Origin of the sequence: Brevibacterium sp. FAM 27836, from assembly GCF_051351055.1 — a bacterium.
Lineage (GTDB): Bacteria > Actinomycetota > Actinomycetes > Actinomycetales > Brevibacteriaceae > Brevibacterium.
Genome location: NZ_CP195711.1, coordinates 1,900,164 through 1,926,340, shown reverse-complemented (window position 1 = coordinate 1,926,340; position 26,177 = coordinate 1,900,164). Strand labels below are relative to the sequence as shown.

Sequence of the window (26,177 nt, the reverse complement as noted above, 5' to 3'; positions counted from 1 at the left end):
GGGGAGTGGACCGTCAGTCTTGCAGACGAGTCGTGCCTTCGTGGCCGCCTGAGGTGTTCAGCTGCTTGGCGTAGCAGCTGTCGGGGCCGAGTCCGTTCGACGAGCACCAGGACAGGGCATCATCAGGGTCGTTGTAGCCGATTCCGACGACCGTGACCCAGAAATTGCCTTCCTTGAAGCTTGTGAAGTCACCGCTCCAGACGAGTTTGACGCGAGGAAACTCCTCACGCAGCTCTTGATGCTCGTCGAGGATCGCCTGTTCGTCCCAGGTTCTGCCTTCGGCTTTGAGCCCGACCTTCTTCGAGCTCAGCTGGGGCACCCATTTGCCGTTGAGGTCGTCTGTGGCCTCCTTGCCGTCCGCATCCGCGAGCTGCTTGAGTGCCTTCTTCGGGTCGTCGGGCAGCTGCGTCTCTTCCTCGGTGGGTTCTGGTTCAGCGCTGGCCGAACCGTCACTGCCGGTCTCGTCGGCCGTCGGTTCCTCACTTGCGGCGACGGTGGACTGTTCATCGGAATCGCGTGGGAACAGCGTCGCAGCACCCCAGCCGATGCCCACGCCGAGGACGATGACGATCACGGCGAAGAGGGCGATCATTGGCCCGCGCTTCTTCGGTGCTGCCGCCGGCTGCTGATAAGGGCCCGGTCCCTGCGGATAGGGGTACTGATTCTGCGAGTAGGCCTGTTGACCGTGCGGATGCTGCGGCCCGGCCTGCGGGTGGGCCGGACCGCTCTGCTGGTGAGGGGGTTGGGCCGGCGGGTGCGGCGGATAGGGTGGCTGCCCTTGCGGAGGCGCGCCCCAGCCGGTGTTCCCCTGGGGACGGGGCTGCGACGTCCACTGACTGTCGGACTGGTCGTTGACGTCCCATTCGTTCTCATCCCCGCGCCCGGGAGGGTTCGTACTCATCCGCAACTCCAGATCGATCACGCCGTATTTCAGAAAAAGTCCCGATAGAGAACTTCTCTTGCATTAACAGCCTAATATAAGTTGTGAACTACACATGCTTGACCTGATCAGTTGATTGTTTCGGTTTGAACTACATCGCGGAGCTGTCGAGCAACTGCACTTGAGGACTGGGTATGGACGAGGAATCCGACGAGACGACACCGACCGCCGCCGAGGATCCGAAGGATCGGGATATCGAGGACCAGGAGAGTCCCGAGCCCGGGCCCGAGCCCGAGCCCACGGCCGACGATCGGCCCGATTCCACCGAAGAGACTGCTCGCTGGGCGCCGCCGGAAGACGGGATGCCCGCCTCCCCGCAGACAGTCGACCCCTATCAGCAAGCAGCCGGACCGTACCCTCCAGCCCCCGGTGCCCCTCCGCACGCCGGTGGGCCGCAGGCTCAAGGGTCCGCTTCCCACCAGCAGGGCGCCCACCCTCAAGGCTCGGGTCGCTATCAGCACGATCCCTATCGGCAAGACCCCTATCAGCAGGGGCCGTATCAGCAGGGGCCGTATCAGCAGGGGCCGTATCAGCAAGGACCCTACCAATCCGGTCCCGTGCCGTATCCCGCACCGCCTGGCTACCCAGCACATGTCCCGAAGTCGAAGTTCGCCTCGGCGCTGGCGAAGGGTTCCACGTGGAGAACGGCCCTGATCCCGCCGGGGATCGCCCTCCTCGGCGGCATCATCGTCTCCATCATCCTCACCGTCATCCTCACGTCGATGTCAGAATTCAGCGCTCTGACCGAGGAGACCGGCTTCAACCTCGACAGCCTCAGCTACGCTCTGCCCTTCGTCCTCATGGCACTGTCCCTGTTCGGTTCGGCGGCGCTGCGTCTCGATATCAATGCTCCTGACAGCTTCAACGCCCAGCTGAGCATCTTCACGACCGGGGCGCCCTTGGTCGTGACGATCATCATTGTCGGCCTGCTGTGGTCGATGACGAAGATCAGCGAACGCCGCTCCCCTGCACCCAACCGGGTGTCCACGTGGATCCGCATCGGGGTCTCGACCCTGGCGATGACGCTCGTGCTCTTCCTCCTCCAGGTCATCTTCGCCGCGCGCTTCTCCTCGTTCGAAGAAGACGGTGCGCTCACCTTCTCCTACTCGGCGGTTACCGTCCGGTCGTTCTTCCTGCCCCTGCTCGTCATCCTCATCACGAGCATCGCCGGCCGGATCGCCGGACATTTCAAAGGCACCGAGGCGATCGGCGCACCGTTTCTGCGCTGGGCGGTCCCACCGCTGCTGGTGACCTGGGTCCACCTTGCCCTCTGCACCGCCGTGTTCTCGATCGTCGCGCTCTTCGTCCTGCCGCTGTCCGTCGAGATGCCGGGCCAGCTGGTACCGCTGACATTCATCAACATGGGTCTCATCCTCACCTCGCTGACCCACCTCGGCGGAATCAGCGCCACCGCCCAAGGTGACTTCGGCGTCTACTCGGACACCTTCAGCGAAAGCCTCACCCTGTTCAGCCGCGACGCCCCCGGCCTGCTGTGGCTGGGACTGCTCGTCGTTGCGGTCGCGGTGCTGATCGCGACGGTCGTCGCCACCGTCACCCGACGTCCGGCCTGGACCGTCGTCGAGCAGGACAAGCAGCAGTGGTCGAGTGCCTGGAAGCTGCCGGTGGCGTTCTGCCTCGTGTGGGGTCTGCTGTCGCTGCTGGCGATTCCTGCGCACCTGTCGATGTCCGGATCCGCCGAGGCGGCCATGTACTTCGGCGGTTCCGGTGCTGCCCGTGCCGGAATCGGCCCCCTGGCCTGGACGTTCCTCATCTTCGCCGTCTGGGGTGGGATCATCGAGGTGCTCTCCCGCACCCTCGGTCCACGACTCGCTCTCACCTTCCCGGCCCTGGCCCGGATCGCCGCCGGACGGACCGTGCATCCGCACTGGGGACCGCACCTGGGCATGAGCGAACCGCGTTTCGCCTTCGTTCATCCCGATCTGGCTCAGACAATCGCTCCGACGCCGCCGCCGGTCGCCCCCGGACCCGGCGAAGTCGGGCCACAGGGGCCCGGCGGATATCAGGGTCAGCCCGCATCGCCTGAAGCGTTCGGCTCGCGGGGCCACCTGCAGGGTCCGCAGCAGTTCTCCGCCCCGGTCGGCCCGCAGCAGCATCCGACACCGTCAGACCAGCAGCCTTACGCCTACCCGCAGGGTTCGGTCGGCCAGCAGGCCTATTCGGCGCCACAGGGTTCGGCCGGGCAGCAGTCGCACCCGGTGCCGCAGGGAATGTACGCCGCGCAGCCGTCTGCAGGTCCGGCCAGACCCTTCGACAAGAAGAAGACGACTCTCGTATCGGTCGTGGCCGGAGGGGCCGTCCTCCTCCTCGTCGCCGCGCTCATCGTCGTCACCCAGGTCAATGGGCACATGTTCGGTCCTGAAGCGACAGTGGAGAAGTACTTCGCGGAACTCTCCGACGGAGACGCCGAAGGGGCGCTCAAGGTCGCCGACGTCGATGTTCCACAGGAGTCACGGACCCTGCTGACGAACGATGTGCTCGGCGGATCCAAGGCGCTGCCCGACGATGTCACCGTCGACGATGCCGAGATCTCAGGCGACACGGCGACGGTCGCGGTCACCTATGACGTCGGAGGGTCCAAGGGCCACAGCACCCTGACCTTGCACCGGGCCGGGAAGAAGGCTCTGTTCTTCGACGACTGGACGCTCAAGAGTCCGGATCTGCTCACCCTCACCGTCGACACTCCGGGCCTCAAGAAGGTCAAGGTCAACGGAATCGACGTCGACAGCGACGGGTCGACGCTGTCCCTGCCGGCCTTCCCCGGTCTCTACACGATCGATGTGGCTGAGAAGTCCGACCTCATCACTGCCGACGAGGTCGAGGTGCGAGCGTTCCTCGGTGATGACGCGGACATGGAGGGTGAGGAGACACCGATGCTCGCCGCCCACCCCTCGGACGCGTTCCGCAGTGAGGTCGACAAGCAGGTCAAGACCCTCATCGACAGCTGCGCGAAGAAGACCGTCGCGCAGCCTGACGGGTGCCCGTTCGGCTCCTCGCTGGCGGAGAGCTACGATGCCACCGGCCTCAAGTGGTCGATCTCGTCGTATCCGACGGTGACCGTCGCCGATGACTCCATGGGCGCCGACCAGTATTCGGATCCCGCGGATGCGACCGGTCCGAACGGCGGACCTGCGTGGCTGATCTCCTCGGACACCTCCGGTGAGGCGCTTGTGACCGGCAGCTACGACATGTTCGATGAGTCCGAACCCTTCGATGACACCGTGACCTTCGACCTCACCGGCACGGCTGAGATCGTCGACGACAAGGTCGTCATCACCGTCACCGACGACCCCTGGGACTGGTGACCGACGAACCTCAGTCGACGAATATCGCCGAGGTGTCGCCGATCCTCTCCACCAGCCCTCGTCCTTCCTCGACGTAGGCAGCCCGCTCTCCCTCGGGAACCATCGCCCCGCCGGTGAGCCACACCAGGTGGACGCCCGCCGGAGACTCAGCCGCCGCATCACCCATCCGCCACGGAATGGTCAGCCCGGCGGTTGCCGAGGGTTCGACGTCGATGTCTTCGGTCTCGTGGAGCACACCGACTCCGGCCCGGATGACTTCGTCGGGGACCGCGGCGAAACCGGAGATCAGCGGCCCGATCGTCGGTCCGATGAATCGTGAGGGCCGGGCGACGGCCAGTCCGTCGGCGGCGGTGGCTCCGGAGAGTCCGATGTCCTGAACGGAGATGTCGCTGTGCCGACCGGTGCGCACACCGAGGAACATCGCCGGTGCCTGGCTCGGTTCGACGAAGACACAGTGCACCGCAGTTCCGAAGACGCGCTTGAGCCCGAACGTCACTCCCCCGGGCCCTCCGCCGATTCCGCACGGCAGGTAGACGGTGAGCGGATTCTGCTCATCGATGGTCACTCCGGCGGCGTCGAACTGGCGTCTGATCCGCAGTGCGGCCACCGAGTACCCGGCGAAGAGGCTCACCGAGTCCTCGTCGTCGACGAAGTGGGTGTTCGCGGCGGCTTCCGCCGAGGCGCGTCCGGCCTCCACGGCTTCGACGAAGTCACCGGCGTGTTCGATGACGTCGACTCCGTGGTCGCGCAGCGTCGTCTTCTTCCATTCGCGGGCGTCGGCGGACATGTGCACGGAGGCGGCGAATCCCAGCCGTGCGCTGAGGATTCCGATCGACAGTCCGAGGTTGCCCGTCGAGCCGACGACGATCCGGTGGTCTGCAGCGATCTCCCGGAACTGCGGGCTCGAGTAGGTGGCGGGATCATGAGCGTCGAGGCCGTGATCGGCGGCGACCGCCTCGGCGAATTCGAGCACCTCGTGGAAACCGCCACGCGCCTTGATCGACCCGCTCACCGGCAGAGAGTCATCACGCTTGAGCCACAGCTGACCGGAGAGTTCGGTTCCGAAGAGCGCGTCGAGTCGCTCCTGCGCCGAGGCGGCCCGCACGAGCGGCGATTCGATCAGTCCGCCGCGGGCCTCGGGGAAGGCCGATGCGAGTTCGACGGGGACCGTTGCCGTTTCCGGGAAGGTCTCGGCGAACCAAGGGGCGAAGCGGTCGAACCGGGCCGCCGCGGAATCCATGACGTCGGCGAGATCGGGCAGGGCCGCCTCGGCGGGAGTTCGCCGGACCCATGTGGTCGCCTGGGCTGATGCCAAGGATCGGATGACGTCGTCGTCGCGAAGATCGGTGGGAAGTTGAGTCATGCCCCGATCGTAGCCGGACTTTCGGGCAAGGATCAGACGATCTTCTTCGCATCCTCGAGCACGTCGGCGAGTTCGTTCAGCCAGGTTGCGTAGCCGTCATAGGTGTAGGCGCGTTTGTCGTCCCAGGTGCCCAGCTGTCCGGCCTTGACGGCAGGCAGCCGTCGGTAGACGGGATTGTCCTCGTAGTCGGCCGACGCGTCGTGGACGAGGAGGACGTCGGCCGGGTAGTCGGAGATCTTCTCCCAGGACACTTCAGCCCAGGCGCTGTCGGCCGGGGATTCGGGCCCGACGAGGGTGAGTCCGTCCTCGCTGAGCATCTGCGCGATCCCCAGCGAGGTTGAGGCGTAGTTGATCTCGGCGCTGAAGTTCGCGAGCAGCACGGTCAGCGAATCATTGTCCTCGGCGACGGTGCGGATGCGTTTGCGCGCCTTTTCGAAGGCCTTGCGGTCCTCGGCGACGGCACCGGATTCCGTGTCTTTGCCCAGTGCCTCTGCGATCGCGGCGTATTGGGCGAACATCGCATCCGGACTCTGCTCGCTCAGCTTGACGGGAACGAAGTCGACGAGGTCGTTGACCTGGTCTTTGACCTTGTCGTCCCACCAGGTCCAGCCGTCGCCCTCGTCATTGCCGTAAGCAACGAGGATGTCCGGCTCGGTCAGCGCAAGGGCTTCGATATCGAGTTCCATCTCGGTGCCGACGACCTCGACCCCGGTGGAGTCGAAGGCCTTCCCCGGTGATTCGTTCTGCCCGAATCCGAAGACCGCGACCGGGGTGATCCCGTACTGTGCCAGACCGGCCGCGGAGTAGAAGTCCGCGGCGATGCGCTTGGCCGGACGGTCGAGTTCGATCGTCAGCCCGTCATAGCCCTCGGGCGAGTAGCGGAAGTTCTGTTCCGTGCCGCCGCCTCCGGAGGCCGCAGACGGCGCGTCATCGGTCGTCGAACCGTCGCAGGCGACGAGGGCGAACGGGGCGAGAACGGAGAGGGCAAGAAGCTGACGACGACGCATCGAGAGCCTTTCGGTGAGCGTCCCGGCGAGGACGGATCGGGCACGTCCCCGCGGGGACATTGGACGAGGTGGAACGGTGGAAGTGCTGGTCAGCGCGCTGCTCAGCCGGCCTTGTTGATAAGGCCTGGCGACGCCGGGACCACCGTAACACTATTTGGAAAGGCTAGCCTTACTGAATTAGAGTAGAGCAGTGTTGTGGATGTTCGCACGTCCTCGACAGCTGCACACACGAACGGAACGCGTCCCCGCGGGGACGCACCCAAGACCCTGTGGTCGTGGGATGCGAAGGAGAATCAGTGTCACGAGCCCCCATCGGTGCTTTCGAAGCAGAGGTCGTCGCCGTCGAAGACCTCAGCCCGTCTTTCCGTCGGGTGACATTCGGGGGTGCGGGACTCGAGGAATTCGGTCCGAACACGCACCCTCGTGACCTGCGGATCAAACTCGTCATCCCTCCGGCCGGAGCGGCCACACCGCAGTTCGACCTGCCCGCGTTCCTCACCGAGCAGGAAGCCGCCGGGGTGTCCTGGTACCGGGCCTGGCTGCAAGTCGATCCCGAGGTTCGCGGCGCGATGCGCACCTACACGGTGCGGGACTGGAACGATGCCGACCGCAGACTCGTCATCGACATGGTCCTCCACACCGATGAACACGGTCATTCGGGCCCGGCGGCTCAGTGGGCCGAATCCGCCGAGGTGGGGCACAGTCTCCACATCATCGGCCCCTCCCGTGCCTCGGAGACCCCGTGCGCCGGGATCGAGTTCGCCCCCGGCGATGCCCACCAGATCCTGCTCGCCGGCGACGAGACCGCCGTGCCCGCGATCGCCTCGATCCTCGATTCGCTCAAGGACAGTCAGGCCCAAGGCAAGGCCGTGCTCGAGGTCCCGAGAGCCGAAGACATCATCGACATGACTGCTCCCGCCGGCTTCGAGATCGAATGGCTGCCGCGCGGCAACGCCGATTTCGGACAGCTGCTCGAACCCGCCGTCCGTGAGGCGGTGCGTTCGGAGACCCGGATCCCCGCCGAAATGGGGGCCGGATCGGCAGTGTCGGCCGGCGGGCCACTTGGCCAGGTGCGGGAACTCGATGATGTCAACATCGACGAGGAGATCCTCTGGGATGTTCCCGCGGCCCTCACCGAGGCGGCCCAGGACAGTTCGAGTGCGACGGACAAGGACGCCCGTCCCTTCTATGCCTGGATCGCCGGAGAGGCCGGGCCGGTCAAGCGTCTGCGCCGCTACCTCGTCCAGGAGGTCGGGGTCGACCGCAAGCAGATCGCCTTCATGGGCTACTGGCGGCAGGGCAAGGCCGAGGGCTGAGCACTCGGCCCCTCAGCAGACAGCGCGCTCAGATCTCGGCGAGCATCTTTCCGGGGTTGAGGATGCCCTGCGGGTCGAGGGCGTTCTTCACGGCCAGCTGGATCCGTCGTGATCCTTCGTCGAGTTCGTTCGGCAGCCACGCGCGTTTGAGGAAGCCGACCCCGTGCTCTCCGGTGATCGTTCCACCGAGCTCGAGGCCGACGCGCATGATCTCTTCGAACACCTCTTCGGCCTTCGCCGTCTCGGCCGCATCCGCAGAGTCGAAGAACACCGACGGGTGCATATTGCCGTCACCGGCATGAGCGACGAGCGCGATCTCGAGTCCGGAGGATGCCCGCAGCTCGGCCAGCCGGTCGCAGAATTCGGGAACGGCCGTGCGCGGCAGGCACACATCGTCGAGCAGCTGCCCACCGCCGTGGGCGTTCGCGAACTTCTCGTAGGCCGGCTGGATCATCCGCCTGGCGGTGATGAGGGCCGCGGAGTCCGTCGGGTCGTCGGAGTACGCGACGTCGAGGGCACCGCAGCGCTGAGCCACCTCGGTGAAGGTCGACATCGCGGCTTCCGCATCCGTCGGGTTGTCGTCGACCTGCATGATGAGCATCGCCCCGGCATCGCCGTCGAGACCGAAGTCGCCGTAGTCGTTGAGCATGCGCAGGCTTGCCCCGTCGAGGAACTCGAACAGACTCGGCACCCCTCCTCCGGCCACGAAGTCGGCGACGGTCTGCAGTCCGCTGCGCTCATCGGGGAATGTCGCAATCGCGGTGAACGGATCAGGCAGAGCGGGCACCAGGCGCAGGGTCGCCTCGACGACGATGCCCAAGGTGCCTTCGGAGCCGATGAAGAGGTGGCGCATATCGAGTCCGGCCACGCCCTTCGCCGTCTGCGGGCCGAGCGTCGTGATGCTCCCGTCGGCGAGAACGACCTTGAGCGACCGGACGTAATCCCTGGTCACACCGTATTTCACGCAGCACAGGCCGCCTGCGTTCGTGGCGATGTTCCCACCGATCGACGACAGCGCGACCGATCCGGGATCGGGCGGGTAGGACAGCCCGTACGGGGCCAGGTGATCCTTGAGGTCCTGGTTGATGATGCCCGGCTGGACGGTGACGAGTCGTTCGGCCTCGTTGACGGCCACGACGTCCTTCATCTTCGATACGTTGAGCAGGATCGCCCCGGGTGAGGCGTTCGCTCCGCCGGAGATTCCGGACCGTGCGCCCTGCGGGACGACGGGGACCCGATGTTCGCCGGCGAAGCGCATGACTTCCTGGACATCCCCCGCCGAGGCGGCCCTGACCAGGGCGATCGCACCCTCGCGTGGACAGAACAGGGCTTCGTCACTGGAGTGGGCGTCGATGACGTCGGGGTCGGTCGTCAGTGCGCCCGGGCTCAGACGGGCGGCGAGGTCAGCGAGCACGGCCGGATCAAGAGTGGGGAAGTCGGTGGTCGGGTTCGCGGCTGCGGTCGGAAGGGTCGACATGCGTGCTCCTCGGTTCATCGGTGGCGGCAGCGAAGGTCGGCGTCGCAACGTCGCGGTCGTCCGCCTCGGCGATGGGTGTCGACGGTCGTGCAGCCTTCTACTTGAGCTTCGCCTCCAGGCTATCGGGCGCCGGTGCCGCCTTGAGGATGAGGGTCACAATGCCGGCGGTGACCATCGCGGCGCCGACGACCCACATCCCCGCGTTCTGGGTCCCGGTGAGGTCGGCGAGCCAGCCCGTGATGTAGGGGGCGAAGAATCCGGCCGAGTTGCCCAGTGAGTTGATGAGCGCAAGACCGGCGGCGGCTCCGGCACCAGCGAGGAAGGTCTGCGGCAGCGGCCAGAACGTCGGCAGGGCCGCACAGATCGCCATGCACGTGATCGTCACTGCGATCATCGTGGTGAACGGTGAGGACAGGTAGAGCGCGATCGGGATCGTCACACCGCCGATGAAGAGCGGGAGGGCCACGTGCCAGACCCGTTCGCCGCTGCGGTCGCCGTGGCGGGACCAGAAGTACATGGCCAGTGCACCGAAGATATAGGGGATGGCGGTGATCAAGCCGATCTCAACGATCGAGTATTCGACGCCGAAGGTCGCCTGGAACCCGGAGATGATCGTCGGCAGGAAGAAGCTCATCGCATAGAGGCCGTAGACCATGCCGAAGTAGACGAAGGACAGGGCCCACACACGCGGTTGGAGGAGGGAGCGGCGGACCGGGTAGTGGAAGGTCTGCTCTTTGTCCTTCTCCTCGGCGTCCATGGTCGCCTGCAGCCAGTTGCGCTCTTCGACAGTCAGCCATTTGGCATCGCGGGGACGATCGGTGAGGTAGACGATGCACATGATGCCCAACAGCACCGCCGGGACGCCTTCGATGATGAACATGAAGCGCCAACCGGCGAAGCTGTCGAACATGGCATTGCCGCTCGAGATCAGCCAGGACGACAGCGGCGATCCGACGACGCTGGACAGGGGGATCGCGAGCATGAACAGCGCAGTCGCCCGGGCACGCATCGTGGTCGGGAACCAGTAGGTGAGGTAGAGGATGACACCGGGGAAGAATCCCGCCTCGGCGATTCCGAGGAGGAACCGCAGCACATAGAGCCAGCCGTGGTTCGGCACGAACGCCATTGCGGCGGCGATGATCCCCCAGCTGATGAGGATGCGGGCGAGCCAGATGCGCGCCCCGAATCTGTGCAGCGCGAGGTTCGAGGGCACCTCGAGGATGAGGTAGCCGAAGAAGAACACGCCCGCGGCGAACCCGTACTGGGTGGCGTTCATCGCGAGGTCCTCATTCATTCCGCCGGGGCCGGCGATGCCGAGGTTCGTGCGGTCGAGGTAGTTGATGAAGTACATCGCGATGATGAACGGAATGAGCCGGATGAGGACCTTGCGCATGGTCCGCTTCTCCAACACGGTGCCGGACGGTGACTGTCCGGCTGCGGACGGGCTCACCTCGGATGACATAGGATCTCCTTCGATCTGGTCCGGCCACGGTGGTGGCTCGGGATTCGCCGCGATGACGGCTCTCTGCGCACTACGGCAACACATTACGACAGCTCGCCCGCCTCGCCTAGCGTTCGCGGCGGAAGTGCCGAATACCGGGACGACTGCGGACTACTACGATTGGAGCAGAGCGACAAGGGGGACACCATGCAGCCGATGACCGAACTCGATGCCGCGAGCCTGCGTGAGTACTACAGGAAGTTCGCTCTCCTGGAGGCCGCCGAGAGCTCTCCGATCTACACTCAGTGGGCTCGGGGCGTGGCCGAGGATGAGGTCATCATCGCTCGGCTCCTCGAGCTTCCTACACCGAAACGTCAGGCGAACCTGCTCTTCGCGGCGGCCCGCCACCTCGGCGCCGGAAATGGTGACTATTCGAGCCTGAGGGAATGGCTGCTGAAGAACTGGGGGCCAACCCGCGAACTCATGCTTGCGCGTTCGACTCAGACGAACGAGGCAGGTCGCTGCGCTGTGCTCTTACCGGCCCTGGCTCAGCTCTCCGGCCCGCTGTCGCTCATCGAGGTCGGCGCCTCGGCCGGGCTGTGCCTGTATCCCGATCGGTACAGCTACACGTATCGCAGCGAGTCAGGCATCACCCGGTGCGACCCAGTCACCGGTCCGAGCAGCGTCACCTTGGACTGCGAGCTCAGACATGCCGCGCCCCCGACGCGTGTCCCCGAAGTCGCCTGGCGCGCCGGGATCGACCTCAATCCGATCGACATCGCCGATACTGACCAGCAGAAATGGCTGCAGTCGCTGATCTGGCCCGAGCACGACGGACGACGCGCTCGGCTGAGTGCCGCCGCAGAGCTCGTCGGGGCGGATCCGCCGAGGCTGGTCCCCGGGGATCTGCTCGACACCGTCGAGTCGCTGGCGGCCGAGGCTCCTGCGAACACGCAGACCGTCGTGTTCCACAGCGCCGTGCTCGCCTATGTCGAGCCCGCCGTACGCGAGCGGTTCGCCGCCCTCATGCGCGAGCGCGAGGACATCGTGTGGATCAGCAATGAGGGCGGTGGGGTGCTGCCTGACGTTCTCGCGCAGGTCAGCGACCTGGGCGTCCAGCCGGACGGTCGCTTCGTCCTTGCCGTCGACGGCAGGGCCACGGCACTGACCGGTCCACACGGGCAGAGCTATGAGGGGCTGATGTAGGGCAGAGCCCGTGCACTGCCTTCGGAAGGCACCCTGATGCATTCCTCAGCGCACTTTCCCACCTCGTTGAGTCCGTCATCGGTGATGGCCGGCTGTCCTCACGCCCAGCCGACGACGAGGCGGGCCGCCTCGGCGGGGACCGTCGGGTCGACCCCGGTGAGTTCGGCGAAACGGCGCAGACGATTGGCCACGGTGTTGCGGTGGCAGAACAGTTCGGTCGCACTGGCGCCGATGCTTCCCGAGGCCAGGTAGGCCCGCACCGCTTCGATGAGGCGTTCGCGTTCGACCCGGCCGCAGTCGGCGAGCGCCGAATCGACATCGCCGAGGATCGGGTTGCCGGCAGCGTTGAGCGACCGGGCTGCCAGGCGCGCCCACCCGCGTCGCCATGTCATCGCCGAGGTCTCATCAGGGGCGATGACTTCGGCAAGATCGCGAGCCGTCAGTGCCGACCTCCGCAGGGCACCGATACCCGCGGCCCGCACGTATCCCACCCGCGCCTCAGCGACCCGGCGTTCGAACGCCTCGCCGGGGCGACCGCGAGATTCCGAATCGCGGGTGAACGCAATGAGCACCTCGCCGAGGTGGTGCGTGAACATGGTCCCGCCCGCGCGGGCGTAATCGGAGATGAGCACGCGCAGCGCTCGCAGATCCTCCCCGGCCGCGGCGATGACCAGCAGCGGTGAGTCCGCCTCGAGGCCGAGACCGGACGCAATCGTCGACAGGCGCTCACTGGTCGGGTCGGGGTCGTCGAAGAGGCTGGCGATCAGTCCCGTCTGCACCGAATACTCTTCGGCGCGCATCCGCGCCAGCTCCGCCGTGTAGGCCTGCTGGACCTGGGAGACGTATTCGTCGACGGTGCTGAGCACGATGCCCGTGTGGCGGATGACGAGCTCCGCATCGTCCTGACTCGCCACCCGGGTGAGCACCTCCCAGAGCACATTGAAGTCGTGGCGGATTGCGGTCATCAGCGCCTCCAGGGGAATGCCCGCCCGGGCTCGCGAGACGCCGACCTCCGTCGAGATCGCCACCGGTCCATCGAAGCCGCCGGCCCGCAGTCCCTCGATCAAGGTGCTGAAGGAGAGCCGTCCGGTCCGGCGCAGCTCGGAGACGGGGATCGGCGCGGGGTCGTATCCGGAGACGGTGACAACGCGGGACATGAACCTCTCGGTCAACTCATCGAGGTCGAGCGCGTCGAGAAGTTCGAGCCATCGCTGCTCGTCCCCGGGCGCCGGCCGGTCCCGCAGCTGCCGGTCGTCGACATTGCCCTTCTGCTCATTCACCATCCCTCAAGGATATGTGCATATGCACAAGTTGTGACCGATATTCGGCGGCAAATGCGCCTGGAGCATGGCATGTGGCACTCTGTAAGGTCGGTACCTGCCGGGCCAACGCAGCGTATGCCGGGGCACTCCTCCTGCATGCGCACGCAGCACCCGGTGCCTCACCCGCACACAGATGCGGCCGAACCGGGCCGCATCCCCCGGACTCAACGGAGAGAACCATGAGCGAGCAGAACACCACGGCGGCCGCCGAGTTCAACGCCACCACTGAGCTGAGCATCAAGGATGCGAACAAGGTCGCCGCCGGGGCGCTGATCGGCACCGCCCTCGAGTGGTACGACTTCTTCCTGTTCAGCGCCGCGGCCGCCCTGATCTTCAATGTCCAGTACTTCACGAACGAGAACGCCACCGCCGCCGCTCTCGCGTCCTTCGCCACCTTCGGCGTCGGACTCGCAGCCCGCCCCATCGGCGGGCTGGTCTTCGGCCGCATGGGCGACAAGCTCGGTCGCCGCCGGGTCCTGCTCATCACGATCATCGGCATCGGCGTCGTCACCGGTCTCATCGGCCTGCTGCCGACCTACGCCGCCATCGGCTTCGCCGCCCCCGCCCTGCTCGTGCTCCTGCGCATCCTCCAGGGCCTCTTCGTCGGTGGCGAATGGTCGGGCGCGATGACCCTCGTCGTCGAGAACGCACCCCTGCACCTGCGCGCCCGCTACGCGGCGATCCCGCAGATCGGTTCCCCGATCGGCACCATCCTGTCCTCCGGCGGCTTCTTCATCATGACGCTCGTCTTCTCGCAGGACAACTTCAATTCCTTCGGCTGGAGGATCCCCTTCCTCATCGCCCTGCCCCTGCTCATCGTCGCCGTCTACCTCCGTTCTCGACTCGAGGAGTCGCCGGTCTTCCGTCAGCTCGAGGAGTCCGGCGAGGTCGAGAAGAGCCCGATCAGCACGACTCTGCGTGACAGCTGGAAGCAGGTCATCGTCGGTATGGCCGCAGCTCTCCTCGGCGTCGGCGGCTTCTACCTCGTCACCGCGTTCTGCGTCTGGTACGGCGTCAACATCCTCGGCTATGACGATTCGCTCCTGCTGCTGGGCAGCATGGTCGCGGCCTTCGTCGAGATCTTCGTCCTCATCTGGGGCGGAGCATTGGGGGCGAAGTACGGTGCCAGCAAAGTCGTCCTCTGGGGCGGAGTCGCCTCGGCGCTGGTCTCGGTCCCAGCGTTCCTGCTGTTCGTGACCGGTCAGCCGGTGCTCATCATCCTGGCCATGACCCTGGCGGTGGGCACCCTGTCGCTGCCCTACGCCGCCTCGGGGACCGTGATGACCGGCCTGTTCCCGGCCAACACCCGCTATACAGGCGTGGGAATGTCGCAGAACGCCGCCGGTATGCTCTCCGGATTCATTCCGCTGCTGGCCACCGGCTTCATCGCCTCGGCGGGAGATCACTGGTGGCCGGCCGCCGCGATGCTCGCCTTCCTGTCGCTGTTCACCGCCTTCGCCGGGATCATCGCCCCGAAGCTGAGCGTCGACCTGCCGGGCTTCAAACACTGAGCCCGTCTCCGGACCCGCGCAACCGCACCCCTGCCCGCCGGGGTCAGGTAGCACCCCTCGAAAGGACGAACACCATGTCGCACTCGGCCGGCCACCTCATCGTCGACACCTTGGAGAACGCGGGGATCGAACGCGTCTACGCGGTCCCCGGCGAGTCCTACCTCGACGTCCTCGACGGCCTCTACGATTCCTCGGTCGAGACCATCGTGTGCCGCCAGGAGGGCGGGGCCGGGTTCATGGCCCTCACCGAGGCTCGACTGACAGGCCGCCCCGGAATCGCCATGGTCACCCGCGGGCCCGGGGCGGCGAACGCGATGATCGCCATCCACACCGCATGGCAGGATGCGACCGCACTCGTCCTCTTCGTCGGCCTCGTCCCGCTCACCGACCGAGCCCGCGAGTCCTTCCAGGAGTTCAGTCTGCCCGAGTGGTTCTCCTCGACGGCCAAACGTGTCATCACCATCGACGACGAGCACCGCGCCGGCGAACTCACCGCCGATGCCCTGCGCATCGCCGCGGCCGGCCGGCCCGGACCCGTCGTCGTCGGCCTGCCCGAAGACATCCTCGTCCGCCTCACCGAATCGACCGCCCCGACCCTCGCCGAGGCGGCCCCACCGGCCCCGGCGACCGCTGAGATCGAATCCTTGAGGGCCCGTCTCGCCGCAGCGAAGCGTCCCGCGTTCGTCCTCGGCGGAGACGGTTGGCACTCGGGCTGCGGTGCCGACCTTGCGGCGTTCGCCGCCTCGGCGGGGATTCCGATCTTCTGCGACTGGCGAGCCTACGATGCGCTGCCGCACAGCTGCCCGGCGTGGGCCGGGTGGCTCGGCTATGGTCGCGCCGATGCCGTGGCCGCCGGTTTCGCCGAGGCCGACCTGCTCGTCTTCGTCGGCTGCACCCGCTCCGATGTGGCCAGCGACGGGTACACGATCGGGTTCGATGCCGAAACCGTGCTCGTGTCCCTCGACCCGGAGGCCACCCAGCATGCCGGACGTATCGACCAGCAGATCCTCGCCTCACCGCAGTCCTTCACCGAGGCGCTGACCGGCTTCGATGCCGACGGTGCACGCGGCGAACGTTCGGATGAGTGGATGCGAGGCTGCACGGAGGTGCAGTCCCGGTTCGCCGCTCACCGCGCCGACGCAGCGGCGGTTCCCGGGGTCGATCTCGGGGTGGCATTCGGAATCCTCGACGACCGCCTCGGCGGGGAGGCGATCCTCACCTACGGGGCGGGAAATGCGACGATCTGGGGACACCGGTTCATCCGTCACAATCGGCCGGCCAGTCTCGTCGGTGCCCGCAACGGGGCGATGGGAAGCGCCGTGCCCGGCGCGGTCGCCGCGTCCCTGGCGTTCCCGGACCGGCGCGCGGTCGCGATCTGCGGCGATGGGGATTTCCTCATGAATGGCCAAGAGATCGCCACGGCCTTCGCTCATGGGGCCCGACCGCTCATCATCGTCGTCGACAACGGCGTGTACGGAACGATCGTCTCCCACCAGGAGAACCACTATCCAGGCAGGCCCTCGGGCACACGGATGGTCAACCCGAACTTCGCAGAGTGGATGACGGCGTTCGATATGAGCAGCTCCGGGGCCGCCTCGCCGGGGGCTGATGCTTCGGTGTCCGGGCTGACCGGGCACGGCGAACGCGTCGAGACGACCGAGGATTTCGGGCCCGCGCTCGACCGAGCCCTGGCAGCGGAGGGCCCCGCGCTCATCCACGTGCTCATCGATCCGGCGACGATGCCGCCGGCGGCCGACGAGACCTCCTGACACCGACCCTGCCGACACCGCAGCCCTCTTCCGCATCCTTACCGCGACTCCGCGGGGCCCACCCGTGGCCGAACCATCTCGAAAGGACCCATCATGACCGTCACACCCTCTCTGATCAGCGCGGATCGTGAGGCCGAATTCCTCGCCGACTGGGCCGTCCACTCACGCTTCGGCGCGGTGGAGGGCACGAACGGTGTCGACCGGCAGGCGGCCAGCGCGGCCGATGGGCAGCAGCGGAAATGGTTCGAAGAGCTGCTGGTCGAGCACGGCTTCGGCGTGCATCGGGATGCGATCGGCAACCAGTTCGGGCTGCTCGAACTCGTGCCCGGTGCCCCCTATGTGCTCACGGGTTCGCATATGGATTCCCAACCCACGGCCGGTCGCTTCGACGGTGCCTACGGGGTGATGGCCTCGGCGCATGCCTGCTTCGCCGTCGCCGATGAACTGCGCGCGGACCCCTCGAAGGCGAGGTTCAATCTTGCCGTCGTCAACTGGTTCAACGAAGAGGGATCGCGGTTCAAGCCCTCGATGATGGGCAGCAATATCTTCACCGGCAAGGCCGAACTCGAGTCCGCCCTGGCGACAACCGATGCGCAGGGAATCACCGTCGCCGAGGCGCTCGATGCCCTCGGCGAGCGCGGGGACTTCACCTTCCCCGAGATCGCCTCCTATGCGGAGATCCACGTTCAGCAGGGCCGCAGCATGGAGGAGGACGGGGTGACGATCGGGCTGGTGGGTGCCACGTGGGCGGCGCACAAGTACGAATTCGTCGTCACCGGTGCACAGGCCCACAGCGGGTCGACGCTCATGGACGACCGTCAGGATGCTCTGCTCGGTGCGGCGCGTCTCGTCGTGACCGCCCGTGAGCTCACCGAGGAATTCGAGCCCGGAGCCCTGCACACCGCGTGCGGTCAGCTCACCGTCTATCCGAATTCCCCGGTCGTCGTCGCCAGCGAGGTTCGCCTGCTGCTCGACCTGCGCTCTCCCAGCGCCGAGGTGATCGCCGCCGCCCATGAGTCCCTCATGGCCACGATCGCCACGGTGTGCGAGGAGGATCGGGTCGATATCGAGATCGTCGCCGAGCACAGTTGGGATCAGAACCCGTACTCCGAGGACGGGGTCGAGCTGGCCCGCACGGTCGCGGATGACCTGGGGCTCACCTCGGCGCGGGTGATGACGGTGGCCGGGCATGACTCGACGAACATGAAGGATGCAGTGCCGACAGTCATGCTCTTCATCCCCAGCGTCGACGGGATCTCACACAGTCTGTCCGAGTTCACCAAGGACGAGGACCTCGTCTCCGGACTGCATCACCTCACCGAGGTGGTCCGGCGCCTCGCCGCCGGCGCGCTGGCCTGAGGCCGGGTCCGGGAGTGGCCCGGATGCGTGCCGGGTCCGGACACGGGCCGGGTGCGGGCCTCACTCGATGTCGTCGACGTCTTGGTTCTCGTCGACGAGCTGTTCGGCCAGCGGTTCCCATTTCGCGTAGGCGTCGGGGTAGGCCGAGGCCTGCACGTCCTGCGCGGCGGCACCCGGATCCTTGCTCTCCCAGCCGTCGATCTCGGTGAGACCCGGATTGGGGCTTTCAGGGTTGATTCCGTAGAAGGCCTTCGAGGAGTAGACCGGGTCGGTGACCTCATCGGTCGATCCCCAGTCCACGGAGGGCCGCTGCTGGAACGCTCCGGCGGAGTCCCTGTCTCCACCGTCGAGGTTCTGCAGGCTCGATTCCTGCAGTGCCGTCATCACGGCGATCGTCTGCGCGTCCTTCGACAGGTCCGCGCCCTTTCCGACGCCGATGATCGTGCGCGCATTGTCGATCTGTTCGGAGGTCAGCTCGTCGGGGTCGTCGATGCCTCCGGTCGGGTCGGCGGCAGCCGAGGTCGCCGTCGACAGGGAGACGCCTCCCGCGATGACGGCAGCGGAGAGTGCGGTCACCGCAAGTGTGCGTACACGATTCATCTGTTCTCACTTTCCTGTAGGTGTGGGCCGGCAGCCTGAAAGACCGTCCTCACTGTGATGGGCACAGCCGCGCCTGCTGCGTTCGGCACAGAAGGGGCTGGAAATGGCCCATCACAACCCTGTCGGACGCACCGCGCCGGTTCAATGCATAGAGACTCATAGGTGGCTCAGTCTCCCTGCAACGAAACGTCAGTGAGGAGTGAACATGTGCGCCGAATTCGATGAGTGCCAAGCCGGTGTTCTCGACGCGGCACCGCGCTCAGTCCCCGTTGGATCCGCCTGTCGAGCGTGAACCGTCCGTCGAGCGCGGACCGTCATCGCCAGGGTCGGGACCATCACCTGCGGAGTCGTGGCGCAGTCGGGCCCAGCGGCGCATCCGTTCGGCGATGAGCCGTTCCTCACCGCTGTCGGTCGGTTCGTAGAAGGTCTGTCGCGGCATGTCGTCGGGGAAGTAGTTCTGGCCGGAGAAGCCCGCCTCGGTGTGCGGGTCGTATTCGTACCCCTCCCCGTATCCCAAGTCCTTCATCAGCTTCGTCGGAGCGTTGAGGATGTGGGCCGGGGGCATGAGCGAGCCGGACTGCTTGGCCGCGCGCATCGCCCGGTTCATCCCGCGATAGACGGCGATGGACTTCGGTGCGGTGGCCAGGTAGACGACGCATTGGGCGATCGCGAGTTCCCCTTCGGGTGAGCCGAGGCGTTCATAGACGTCCCATGCGGCCAGTGCCTGGTGGACGGCCTGCGGGTCGGCGATGGCGATGTCCTCGTTGGCGAAGCGGACGAGGCGCCGGGCGATGAAGAGCGGGTCCTCTCCCCCGTCGAGCATCCGCGCCAACCAGTACAGGGCTGCGTCGGGGTCGGAACCGCGCATCGACTTGTGCAGGGCGGAGATGAGGTTGTAATGCCCCTCTTGGGACTTGTCGTACTGCGGGGCGCGCTGCTGCACGAGCTGAGCCAGGCCCGCCGGATCGAGGGGCTCGTGCACGGTCGACAGCATCTCGATGAGGTTGAGCAGATAGCGTCCATCTCCGTCGGCCATGGCGAGGAGGGACTGCCGCGCCTGCGCATCCAGCGGCAGTGCGTTGCCGATCGCCTCTTCGGCTCGTTCGAAGACCGTCGTCAGGGCGGTCTCATCGAGCCTCTTGAGCACGAACACCTGGCAGCGGGAGAGCAGTGCGCCGTTGAGCTCGAAGCTCGGGTTCTCGGTCGTCGCCCCGACGAGCACGATCGTCCCGTCTTCGACATACGGGAGGAAGGAATCCTGCTGGGCGCGGTTGAATCGGTGGATCTCGTCGACGAACAGCAGCGTGCCCTGTCCGACTTCGCGCCGCTTCTGCGCGGCGAGGAACACCTTCCGCAGATCGGCGACTCCGGAGAAGGTGGCCGACAGCGGCTCGAAGACGAGATCGGTTCCTTCGGCGAGGAGGCGGGCGATCGTCGTCTTCCCGCACCCGGGAGGCCCCCACAGCACCATAGAGGCGAGTCGGTGTTCGGAGACCATCCGTCCGATCGGGCTCTCCGGGGCGAGCAGATGCTCCTGGCCGACCACCTCGGCGAGAGTCGTCGGCCGCAGCCTGTCGGCCAGGGGGCGCGTGGACTCATCGGCCCCGAACAGTGCGGGCGAATCCTCACTCATCAGCTCATCTCCTTCCCAACCCGATGGAGACCAGATGCTCGGTGAGCGGATGTCCCTCGCCGATGCGTCCCACCGTACACATTCCCCTCGCGGTCGAACAGACCACCGAGTGACGATTGCGCTGCTCTCAGGTGCCCTGACGGGTCGGTCGGGTATCGTGGATCACATTCTGATGACGCGGAGGACTGACGTGGCTGATCTCAAGAAGCTCACCGACACCCATGTGGCCCAGGCACGGGACAACGAGAACGGGCGCAGTGCCGAACTCGTCGCTCACGATGGCGAGCTGCGCCAGACAGTGATCGCTCTGGCAGACGGAGTGCGACTTCCCGCTCACAACTCGCCTCCTGCCGCCAGCATCCAGGTGCTGAGCGGACGCATCCGGGTCGAACTCGGCGAGGAGATGCAGGGGGAGTTCGGGGCCGGCGAACTGTGGATCCTCACCCATGAGCGCCACTCGGTGCTGGCGCTGGAGGACTGCGCCTTCCTGCTGACCACGGTGACCAGCGTCGACAAACCCTCCTATTCCTGACAGCACCGTTGCCCCATGGCGATGACGTTGCCCACCGAGGTCTCCCGCGCGATCGAGTCGTATCTCGGGGTGGCCGACCGTCTGCTTCCCGGCGCGGTCATCGCGGCCGCAGTGGCCGGGTCGGTTGCCCTGGGGGCCTATCGACCGAATCGCAGTGATATCGACATCGTCGCCGTGATCGGTGATGACTGGCGGGATCGGCGTGATCTCATCGTCCGGCTGCGGCTTCTCCACCTCTCGCAGCTTCCGCGACTGGCTCTGCGCGCAGCACGTGGTCGGGGATTCAGCGCCTGCTGCAACGTCTCGTTCATCTGGAAGTCCGACCTCACGCGGCCCGTCACCGGCATCCGTCCGATCGCTTCGCATACGGGTGAGATCTTCGAGGCGAACCGGGCGTTCGACGTCAACCCTGTCGTCTGGAAGGAACTCGTCGACGGCGGCATCGTCGTCCGCGGCCGCGCGTTCACCGAGTGGTGCCTCAACCCGGAACCGGATCGACTGCGTCCATGGGTCACGGACAATCTGCGAGAGTACTGGTCTCCCCTGGCGGCTCGGCTCCGCGCTCGGCCGCTACGGAGTGTTCGGGCTCTGGTCCGCCGCATTCTCACGTCCCCGCGGGGACTCGCCGCCAGCACCGTCGTGTGGTGCGTGCTCGGCCCCGCCCGCATGCACCACACGCTGATGACCGGCGAAATCATCGGCAAGGAGGAGGCAGGTCGCCGAGCCCTCGACACGTTCCCTCAGCATTCCCCCATCACCGAGGTGGCCCTGGCCAAGGTCCGCGGAGCGCGGATCCCGTCCGCACCGCCACATCGGCAGTGGAGGGAACTGACCGCCTCAGCAATGGAGGACATACTCATGAACGCACAGACCGCGGGCAAGAACTGATCCATTTACGTGATGATGTCGTTCTGCACTGACGAGATTCAATAGGCGGTTTGCGCTATGTTGCTCAATGCTTCACGAACGCGCAGTGCAAACTGCTGACATCCAGCCCTGTCAAGAGCCTCGTCCAGCTGTCGGAATTTCGGCTTGGATTTCCAGTACTCGAACTGGTCACGGACTATCGGGCGAAGGCATGAAGGCGCAGAGTCGACCACGAGCATGAAGAAATCATCCGGAGAAATGACCTCATATGGCTGGGAATCCGGTGTAGTCGTGATTCCGGTCGGACGGTCGGACGTGACTACAAGGTCAGAGCGGGCTGCCAGCGCCGCCGCATGAACATGGTAATCATTTGGGTCTTCACCTGTGAACTCAACATTGCCCGGAAAGTCTTGTACCACCTCGTCGACACAAGCTCGTATGAGTTCGAGACGGTGACGAGTCCGATGCCCAGGCGCTTCGGGCTGTTCTTTGCGCATATTTGCCAGCACCTCGGCAAAAACATCCTCGGTCGAATGAAGTTGAAACATACCTTCGTTGGCCTGCCTCAAATGAAACATCCAATCAAGGAGGGTCTTACTAAAGAAGATGTTGGCATCGACAAACACTCGCTGGGGCATAGAAACAGACTAGCTGGAGTGGATACTCCCCCTCCAGCTAGTCAGTGATTCGTCTCAGTCAGTGAGGAACTCTTCGTGCTCCTCATCCAGCTGACGCAGTTCGTCGAAAGCAGACCGGCGAGCAGCCACGTTACGCTCTCGAAGATCCAATACCTCGTCTCTGCTGAAACGCGTATGTGAGCCTTTCTTAAACGAACTGATTCGGCCTTCACCGACCCATTTCATCAGGGTCGGCCGTGAAATGCTGAGCAGATCCGCTGCTACTGTACTGGTCAGCTCCGTCGGAAGCTGCCCAATAGAAACGGAGCCCTGTTGCGCGATCAGCTTCAGAGCATGCAATAGTGTCCTCTGGATACTGGCCGGAAGTTCCGCCTCTTCTCCACCTGCGAAACGAAGCACAAGCGACGCTTCACTGGGTATGACAGTATCTTGGGCATCCTTCACAGTCTGATCGCTGATTGCAATTCGCTCGGAAGAAGCTAGTGCTGACATAGTCACCCCTTCCCGGGTTCACTTCTATATCTAGAGAACAACGATACCAACGTTTCACTTATAAGTGCAACTAGGCGATCAGTGACGCACTAGCCTGTCCACTTCGCGACGAAGTGGAGGCGCTTGTTGCCGAATTCGCCCATGCCGATCAGGCCGATCTCGCGGCCGAAGCGCGAGCGCTTGACTCCGCCGAATCAGATGATGACCTGCGCATCCTTGATGATCGCAACGCCGCCCGCCGGGGTCTCCGTGGCGATCATCGCCGACGAATGGTGTCGCAGTCCGGACCTCATCCGTCGGCTCCGAGCCCTCGACACGTTCCCTCAGCATTCTCCCATCACCGAGTTGGCCCTGGCCAAGGTCCGCGGAGCGCGAATCCCGTCCGCACCGCCACATCGGCAGTGGAGGGAACTGACCGCCTCGGCGATGGAGGACATTATCACCGAGACGCTGCGGACCGATCCCGAAAGACCCGACTGTTGACCTGTCCGGTTGCCACCAGAGTCCCTTGCGCATCTGTGACGTGCACTTCGGTGAGAGTCGCCGAACGAGTCCGGTGCACAACCTTTCCCGTCGCAGTGAGGTCAGTTTTGGCCGCGCCGAGATAGTTCACCGTGAGATTTGCTGTAGCGCCACCGGAAGCGTTGTCATCGGGTGAGATTCCGGATGCCAAGGCGGCGGCTCCTGCGGTATCGATCAGAGTCGCGATGACGCCTCCGTGAAGGACTTGGGGTGTAGTCGTCAGTTCTTCGGAATACGGCATCGCGAGAGTGACGTGATCGATCTCCGCCGATTGCACCGAGATTGCGAGGGTCTGTGCGACGGGTGAGTGGAGGATGACATTCGTGATCCAGTGCTGTGCAAGCGAGTGCATGGTGGACATCCTTGATGGTTGAGGCGATGGCCGCCTTGGTCATCTAAGCGTTGTCCCTCTAGCGGCCGTTGTCGATAACCTCACAGGTCATTTATCCAGGAGCCAACAGGGGCCTCTGCCTTTATGACATGCCGAGAATGGCATTTCTGGTGGTCTCGTCGGCCGGGTAGAAGGCCTCGATGCGCAGTTCGTCGACGGTGACATCCATTGCTGACTCCACCGCGGCGGAGATGCTGAAGAAGCGCAGCTCTGCGCCACCGACTCTGAGTTCGAGTGGGACGACGACATCGGTGAGCACTGGACGACCGACGTCATCACCTGGGTAGGCGGCCACTTCCGCCGCAAGCTCATGGAGCCGGGCATCACCATCACGTTCGGACCTGCTCTGTACCTGGGTGAGCAGGTGCGAGCGCCACTGGCCGAGGTTGGTGATACGAGGGGCCAGACCGTCAGGATGCAGGGTCAGCCGCAACGCGTTGATCGGGGGTTCAACCAGGTGAGCCGCACAGCCATGGAGCAGGAAGTCGGTCGCAGCGTTGCGGTCGACGACATCCCCCCAGCGGTCCAGGAGGAGTGCGGGAAAGGGCAAGTGCGCATCCATGATCGACTGCAGTGCTCTGCTGACTGCCAGCGATTCGGGCGCGTCGAGTCCACGCTCGGGGTACGTCGGTGCCAGGCCTGCGGCATGCATCAGCTGATTGCGTTCGCGCAGCGGAACATCCAAATAGCCTGCGAGACGTTCGATCATGGTGCGCGACGGCTGTGACCGTCCCGTCTCGAGGTAGCTGAGGTGGCGCGTTGACACACTGGCGCGCGTGGCCAGCTGGAGTTGGCTGAGCTGCCGTCTGGTTCGCCACTCTCGCAGAAGCTCACCGAATGATATCGAATTGATGGCCGTCACCCGCCCCCGTCGCCGTCACGCCCATCATTCTACCGAGGTGTGATGACAAGCATGGCGGTCTCCTAACTGTAGGCACCTAGGGCATAGGTGACCACAGTTAGGAGACCGCGGAGAATCGGCCGCGGCCTACTTCGCGACGAAGTGGAGGCGCTTGTTGACGAATTCGCCCATGCCGATCGGGCCCATCTCACGGCCGAAGCCGGAGCGTTTGACCCCGCCGAAGGGGATCTCGGCGGCCTCGGCGGCGATGGTGTTGACATGCGTCATGCCGACCTCGAGACCTGCAGCGACCCGATCGGCGCGCGCCTCGTCGGTGGAGAAGACCGATCCGCCGAGCCCGAGTGCGCAGTCATTGGCCAGCTCGAGGGCCTCCTCATCGCTGGAGACCCTGTACACGGTGGCCACCGGTCCGAAGATCTCCTCGCCATAGGATTCGGAGTCCCGGGGCACGTCGACGAGCACCGTCGGCGAATAGTAGGCGGCCGGTCCTTCGCCCAGCTCCCCGCCGACGAGGGCCCGGGCGCCCTCGGACACGGCCTTCTTCACCTGGGCGTCGACCGTCTCGGCCGCCGTCCGCGATGACAGCGGCACGTACTCGTCGTCACCGAGCTTCGCCGGGTCTCCGGGCTTGAGACCGGTGCCGAGCTTGACGAGTTCGTCGACGAATTCCTCATAGATGTCGTCCATGACGATGAGCCGTTTGTTCGAGTTGCACACCTGGCCGGCGTTGTAGGTGCGGAATTCCCAGGCTTCACGAGCCACCGCGGCGACATCCGAAGCGTCGAGGACGACCATCGGGTCGATGCCGCCGAGTTCGAGCACGGCCTTCTTGAGGTTCTGTCCCGCCTGCGCGCCGATGATCGCTCCGGCCCGCTCGGAACCGGTCAGTGACACGCCCTGGACGCGGGGGTCGGCGATGATCGAAGCGATCTGGTCGTGGTTGGCGAACAGGTGCGAGTAGCCGCCTTCGGGCACACCCGCCGCGAGGAAGATCTCCTCGATGAGCAGAGCCGAACGGCCGCAGATATCGGCATGCTTGAGCATGATCGTGTTGCCGAGCACGAGGTTCGGGGCCGCGAAGCGGGCCACCTGGTAGTACGGGAAGTTCCAGGGCATGACGCCGAGCAGCGCGCCGATGGGCAGGGCCTCGATGCGGGCGGTTCCGGGGATCGTGCTCGGGATCTGGTAGTCCGTGGCCAGGCTGGGGCCGTGGACGCCGTAGTACTCGATGATGTCGGCGGCGAACTCGACCTCGTCGACGGACTCCTCATAGGACTTGCCCATCTCCGTCGAGATCGTGCGCGCAAGTTCGTCTTTGCGTTCGTGGAAGATCTCGGCCGCGCGGCGGACGATTCCCGCCCTCTCCTGGATGTCGGTGTCCTTCCAGGTCAGGTAGGTGGCGTGGGCGGCAGCGACGGTGTTGTCGATGTCGGTGTCGGTCGCCTCGGCGAAGGTTTCGACGGTCTGACCGGTGGCGGGATTCTGGACGCGATAGTTCGACATGGTTGCTCCTGTGGTGGTTTCGAATGGTGGCATGGTGGGGTCAAGGCAAGATCAAGCGGCACCGCGGCTCCATCACCGCGGTCTGTTATCACCCATACCATCG

The 26,177-nt window shown here is 65.4% G+C and carries 21 protein-coding genes; 8 read left to right on the top strand and 13 right to left on the bottom strand.

What is annotated here, in order from left to right; translation table 11 throughout:
• Positions 1-13 precede the first annotated feature (13 nt).
• A complete protein-coding gene (locus ACSE4D_RS08685) occupies positions 14-901 on the bottom strand; it encodes a hypothetical protein (RefSeq protein WP_436327085.1) in 888 nt (295 codons plus the stop codon).
• 173 nt (positions 902-1,074) lie between these two features.
• Here ACSE4D_RS08685 and ACSE4D_RS08680 point away from each other — a divergent pair, with 173 nt between their 5' ends.
• Positions 1,075-4,263: a hypothetical protein gene (locus ACSE4D_RS08680; RefSeq protein WP_436327084.1), complete on the top strand. Its 3,189-nt coding sequence runs from the start codon at positions 1,075-1,077 to the stop codon at positions 4,261-4,263.
• 10 nt (positions 4,264-4,273) lie between these two features.
• Here ACSE4D_RS08680 and ACSE4D_RS08675 read toward each other — a convergent pair whose 3' ends face one another.
• Together ACSE4D_RS08675 and ACSE4D_RS08670 are read right to left on the bottom strand one after the other, a co-directional pair.
• Entirely contained in the window at positions 4,274-5,626 is a 1,353-nt protein-coding gene (locus tag ACSE4D_RS08675; protein ID WP_135537763.1) for a D-serine ammonia-lyase, read from the bottom strand.
• Between the two features lie 32 nt (positions 5,627-5,658).
• Positions 5,659-6,693, bottom strand: a complete 1,035-nt coding sequence (locus tag ACSE4D_RS08670; protein ID WP_135537762.1) for an ABC transporter substrate-binding protein — start codon at positions 6,691-6,693, stop codon at positions 5,659-5,661.
• 236 nt (positions 6,694-6,929) lie between these two features.
• On the opposite strand from ACSE4D_RS08670, the gene ACSE4D_RS08665 reads away from it, so the two are divergent.
• Positions 6,930-7,949 carry a siderophore-interacting protein gene (locus ACSE4D_RS08665; protein WP_436327083.1) on the top strand — a complete coding sequence of 340 codons (1,020 nt, stop codon included), beginning with the start codon at positions 6,930-6,932 and terminating at the stop codon, positions 7,947-7,949.
• A 28-nt stretch (positions 7,950-7,977) separates the two neighbouring features.
• Here the strand turns inward: ACSE4D_RS08665 and ACSE4D_RS08660 are convergent, their stop codons facing one another.
• Positions 7,978-9,426 (bottom strand): FAD-binding oxidoreductase, encoded by a 1,449-nt coding sequence (locus ACSE4D_RS08660; RefSeq protein ID WP_135537760.1) that lies wholly within the window; start codon positions 9,424-9,426, stop codon positions 7,978-7,980.
• A 97-nt stretch (positions 9,427-9,523) separates the two neighbouring features.
• Positions 9,524-10,888 (bottom strand): MFS transporter, encoded by a 1,365-nt coding sequence (locus tag ACSE4D_RS08655; RefSeq protein ID WP_135537759.1) that lies wholly within the window; start codon positions 10,886-10,888, stop codon positions 9,524-9,526.
• 195 nt (positions 10,889-11,083) lie between these two features.
• On the opposite strand from ACSE4D_RS08655, the gene ACSE4D_RS08650 reads away from it, so the two are divergent.
• Entirely contained in the window at positions 11,084-12,073 is a 990-nt protein-coding gene (locus ACSE4D_RS08650) for a DUF2332 domain-containing protein (protein WP_240689578.1), read from the top strand.
• Positions 12,074-12,171: 98 nt separating this feature from the next.
• On the opposite strand, the gene ACSE4D_RS08645 is transcribed toward ACSE4D_RS08650, so the two are convergent.
• Complete coding sequence (locus ACSE4D_RS08645) at positions 12,172-13,356, bottom strand: PucR family transcriptional regulator (protein ID WP_436327082.1); 1,185 nt, start codon at positions 13,354-13,356, stop codon at positions 12,172-12,174.
• Positions 13,357-13,574: 218 nt separating this feature from the next.
• Here ACSE4D_RS08645 and ACSE4D_RS08640 point away from each other — a divergent pair, with 218 nt between their 5' ends.
• The 3 genes from ACSE4D_RS08640 (at position 13,575) to ACSE4D_RS08630 (ending at position 18,034) form a co-directional block, all read left to right on the top strand.
• Complete coding sequence (locus ACSE4D_RS08640) at positions 13,575-14,906, top strand: MFS transporter (RefSeq protein WP_436327081.1); 1,332 nt, start codon at positions 13,575-13,577, stop codon at positions 14,904-14,906.
• Between the two features lie 74 nt (positions 14,907-14,980).
• Positions 14,981-16,675 carry a thiamine pyrophosphate-dependent enzyme gene (locus ACSE4D_RS08635; RefSeq protein ID WP_436327080.1) on the top strand — a complete coding sequence of 565 codons (1,695 nt, stop codon included), beginning with the start codon at positions 14,981-14,983 and terminating at the stop codon, positions 16,673-16,675.
• A gap of 93 nt (positions 16,676-16,768) precedes the next feature.
• On the top strand, positions 16,769-18,034 hold the full coding sequence (locus tag ACSE4D_RS08630; RefSeq protein WP_436327079.1) for a M20 family metallo-hydrolase: 1,266 nt from the start codon (positions 16,769-16,771) through the stop codon (positions 18,032-18,034).
• A 60-nt stretch (positions 18,035-18,094) separates the two neighbouring features.
• On the opposite strand, the gene ACSE4D_RS08625 is transcribed toward ACSE4D_RS08630, so the two are convergent.
• Complete coding sequence (locus ACSE4D_RS08625) at positions 18,095-18,634, bottom strand: hypothetical protein (protein WP_436327078.1); 540 nt, start codon at positions 18,632-18,634, stop codon at positions 18,095-18,097.
• Between the two features lie 259 nt (positions 18,635-18,893).
• Entirely contained in the window at positions 18,894-20,267 is a 1,374-nt protein-coding gene (locus ACSE4D_RS08620) for a replication-associated recombination protein A (RefSeq protein WP_436327077.1), read from the bottom strand.
• Positions 20,268-20,457: 190 nt separating this feature from the next.
• Between ACSE4D_RS08620 and ACSE4D_RS08615 the strand changes: the two genes are divergently transcribed.
• Together ACSE4D_RS08615 and ACSE4D_RS08610 are read left to right on the top strand one after the other, a co-directional pair.
• Positions 20,458-20,799: a cupin gene (locus ACSE4D_RS08615; RefSeq protein ID WP_135537753.1), complete on the top strand. Its 342-nt coding sequence runs from the start codon at positions 20,458-20,460 to the stop codon at positions 20,797-20,799.
• Between the two features lie 15 nt (positions 20,800-20,814).
• Positions 20,815-21,687, top strand: coding sequence for an aminoglycoside adenylyltransferase domain-containing protein (locus ACSE4D_RS08610; RefSeq protein ID WP_426936915.1), 873 nt, complete (start codon positions 20,815-20,817; stop codon positions 21,685-21,687).
• Between the two features lie 38 nt (positions 21,688-21,725).
• On the opposite strand, the gene ACSE4D_RS08605 is transcribed toward ACSE4D_RS08610, so the two are convergent.
• From ACSE4D_RS08605 to ACSE4D_RS08585, 5 genes are all read right to left on the bottom strand, one after another.
• On the bottom strand, positions 21,726-22,304 hold the full coding sequence (locus ACSE4D_RS08605; protein ID WP_135537751.1) for a PIN domain-containing protein: 579 nt from the start codon (positions 22,302-22,304) through the stop codon (positions 21,726-21,728).
• Positions 22,305-22,358: 54 nt separating this feature from the next.
• Entirely contained in the window at positions 22,359-22,796 is a 438-nt protein-coding gene (locus tag ACSE4D_RS08600; protein ID WP_135537750.1) for a helix-turn-helix domain-containing protein, read from the bottom strand.
• Between the two features lie 439 nt (positions 22,797-23,235).
• Positions 23,236-23,670 (bottom strand): PaaI family thioesterase, encoded by a 435-nt coding sequence (locus ACSE4D_RS08595; RefSeq protein WP_167854337.1) that lies wholly within the window; start codon positions 23,668-23,670, stop codon positions 23,236-23,238.
• A 121-nt stretch (positions 23,671-23,791) separates the two neighbouring features.
• Entirely contained in the window at positions 23,792-24,571 is a 780-nt protein-coding gene (locus tag ACSE4D_RS08590; protein WP_436327076.1) for a helix-turn-helix domain-containing protein, read from the bottom strand.
• A 126-nt stretch (positions 24,572-24,697) separates the two neighbouring features.
• On the bottom strand, positions 24,698-26,074 hold the full coding sequence (locus ACSE4D_RS08585) for an NAD-dependent succinate-semialdehyde dehydrogenase (protein WP_135537747.1): 1,377 nt from the start codon (positions 26,072-26,074) through the stop codon (positions 24,698-24,700).
• Between the last annotated feature and the right edge of the window lie 103 nt (positions 26,075-26,177).

Bases quoted from the DNA above. Each gene is read 5' to 3' on its own strand.
- ACSE4D_RS08685 (WP_436327085.1), bottom strand. From the start codon at position 901: ATGAGTACGAACCCTCCCGGGCGCGGGGATGAGAACGAATGGGACGTC.
- ACSE4D_RS08680 (WP_436327084.1), top strand. From the start codon at position 1,075: ATGGACGAGGAATCCGACGAGACGACACCGACCGCCGCCGAGGATCCG.
- ACSE4D_RS08675 (WP_135537763.1), bottom strand. From the start codon at position 5,626: ATGACTCAACTTCCCACCGATCTTCGCGACGACGACGTCATCCGATCC.
- ACSE4D_RS08670 (WP_135537762.1), bottom strand. From the start codon at position 6,693: ATGTCCCCGCGGGGACGTGCCCGATCCGTCCTCGCCGGGACGCTCACC.
- ACSE4D_RS08660 (WP_135537760.1), bottom strand. From the start codon at position 9,426: ATGTCGACCCTTCCGACCGCAGCCGCGAACCCGACCACCGACTTCCCC.
- ACSE4D_RS08655 (WP_135537759.1), bottom strand. From the start codon at position 10,888: ATGTCATCCGAGGTGAGCCCGTCCGCAGCCGGACAGTCACCGTCCGGC.
- ACSE4D_RS08650 (WP_240689578.1), top strand. From the start codon at position 11,084: ATGACCGAACTCGATGCCGCGAGCCTGCGTGAGTACTACAGGAAGTTC.
- ACSE4D_RS08645 (WP_436327082.1), bottom strand. From the start codon at position 13,356: ATGGTGAATGAGCAGAAGGGCAATGTCGACGACCGGCAGCTGCGGGAC.
- ACSE4D_RS08640 (WP_436327081.1), top strand. From the start codon at position 13,575: ATGAGCGAGCAGAACACCACGGCGGCCGCCGAGTTCAACGCCACCACT.
- ACSE4D_RS08635 (WP_436327080.1), top strand. From the start codon at position 14,981: ATGTCGCACTCGGCCGGCCACCTCATCGTCGACACCTTGGAGAACGCG.
- ACSE4D_RS08630 (WP_436327079.1), top strand. From the start codon at position 16,769: ATGACCGTCACACCCTCTCTGATCAGCGCGGATCGTGAGGCCGAATTC.
- ACSE4D_RS08625 (WP_436327078.1), bottom strand. From the start codon at position 18,634: ATGAATCGTGTACGCACACTTGCGGTGACCGCACTCTCCGCTGCCGTC.
- ACSE4D_RS08620 (WP_436327077.1), bottom strand. From the start codon at position 20,267: ATGAGTGAGGATTCGCCCGCACTGTTCGGGGCCGATGAGTCCACGCGC.
- ACSE4D_RS08610 (WP_426936915.1), top strand. From the start codon at position 20,815: ATGGCGATGACGTTGCCCACCGAGGTCTCCCGCGCGATCGAGTCGTAT.
- ACSE4D_RS08605 (WP_135537751.1), bottom strand. From the start codon at position 22,304: ATGCCCCAGCGAGTGTTTGTCGATGCCAACATCTTCTTTAGTAAGACC.
- ACSE4D_RS08600 (WP_135537750.1), bottom strand. From the start codon at position 22,796: ATGTCAGCACTAGCTTCTTCCGAGCGAATTGCAATCAGCGATCAGACT.
- ACSE4D_RS08595 (WP_167854337.1), bottom strand. From the start codon at position 23,670: ATGCACTCGCTTGCACAGCACTGGATCACGAATGTCATCCTCCACTCA.
- ACSE4D_RS08585 (WP_135537747.1), bottom strand. From the start codon at position 26,074: ATGTCGAACTATCGCGTCCAGAATCCCGCCACCGGTCAGACCGTCGAA.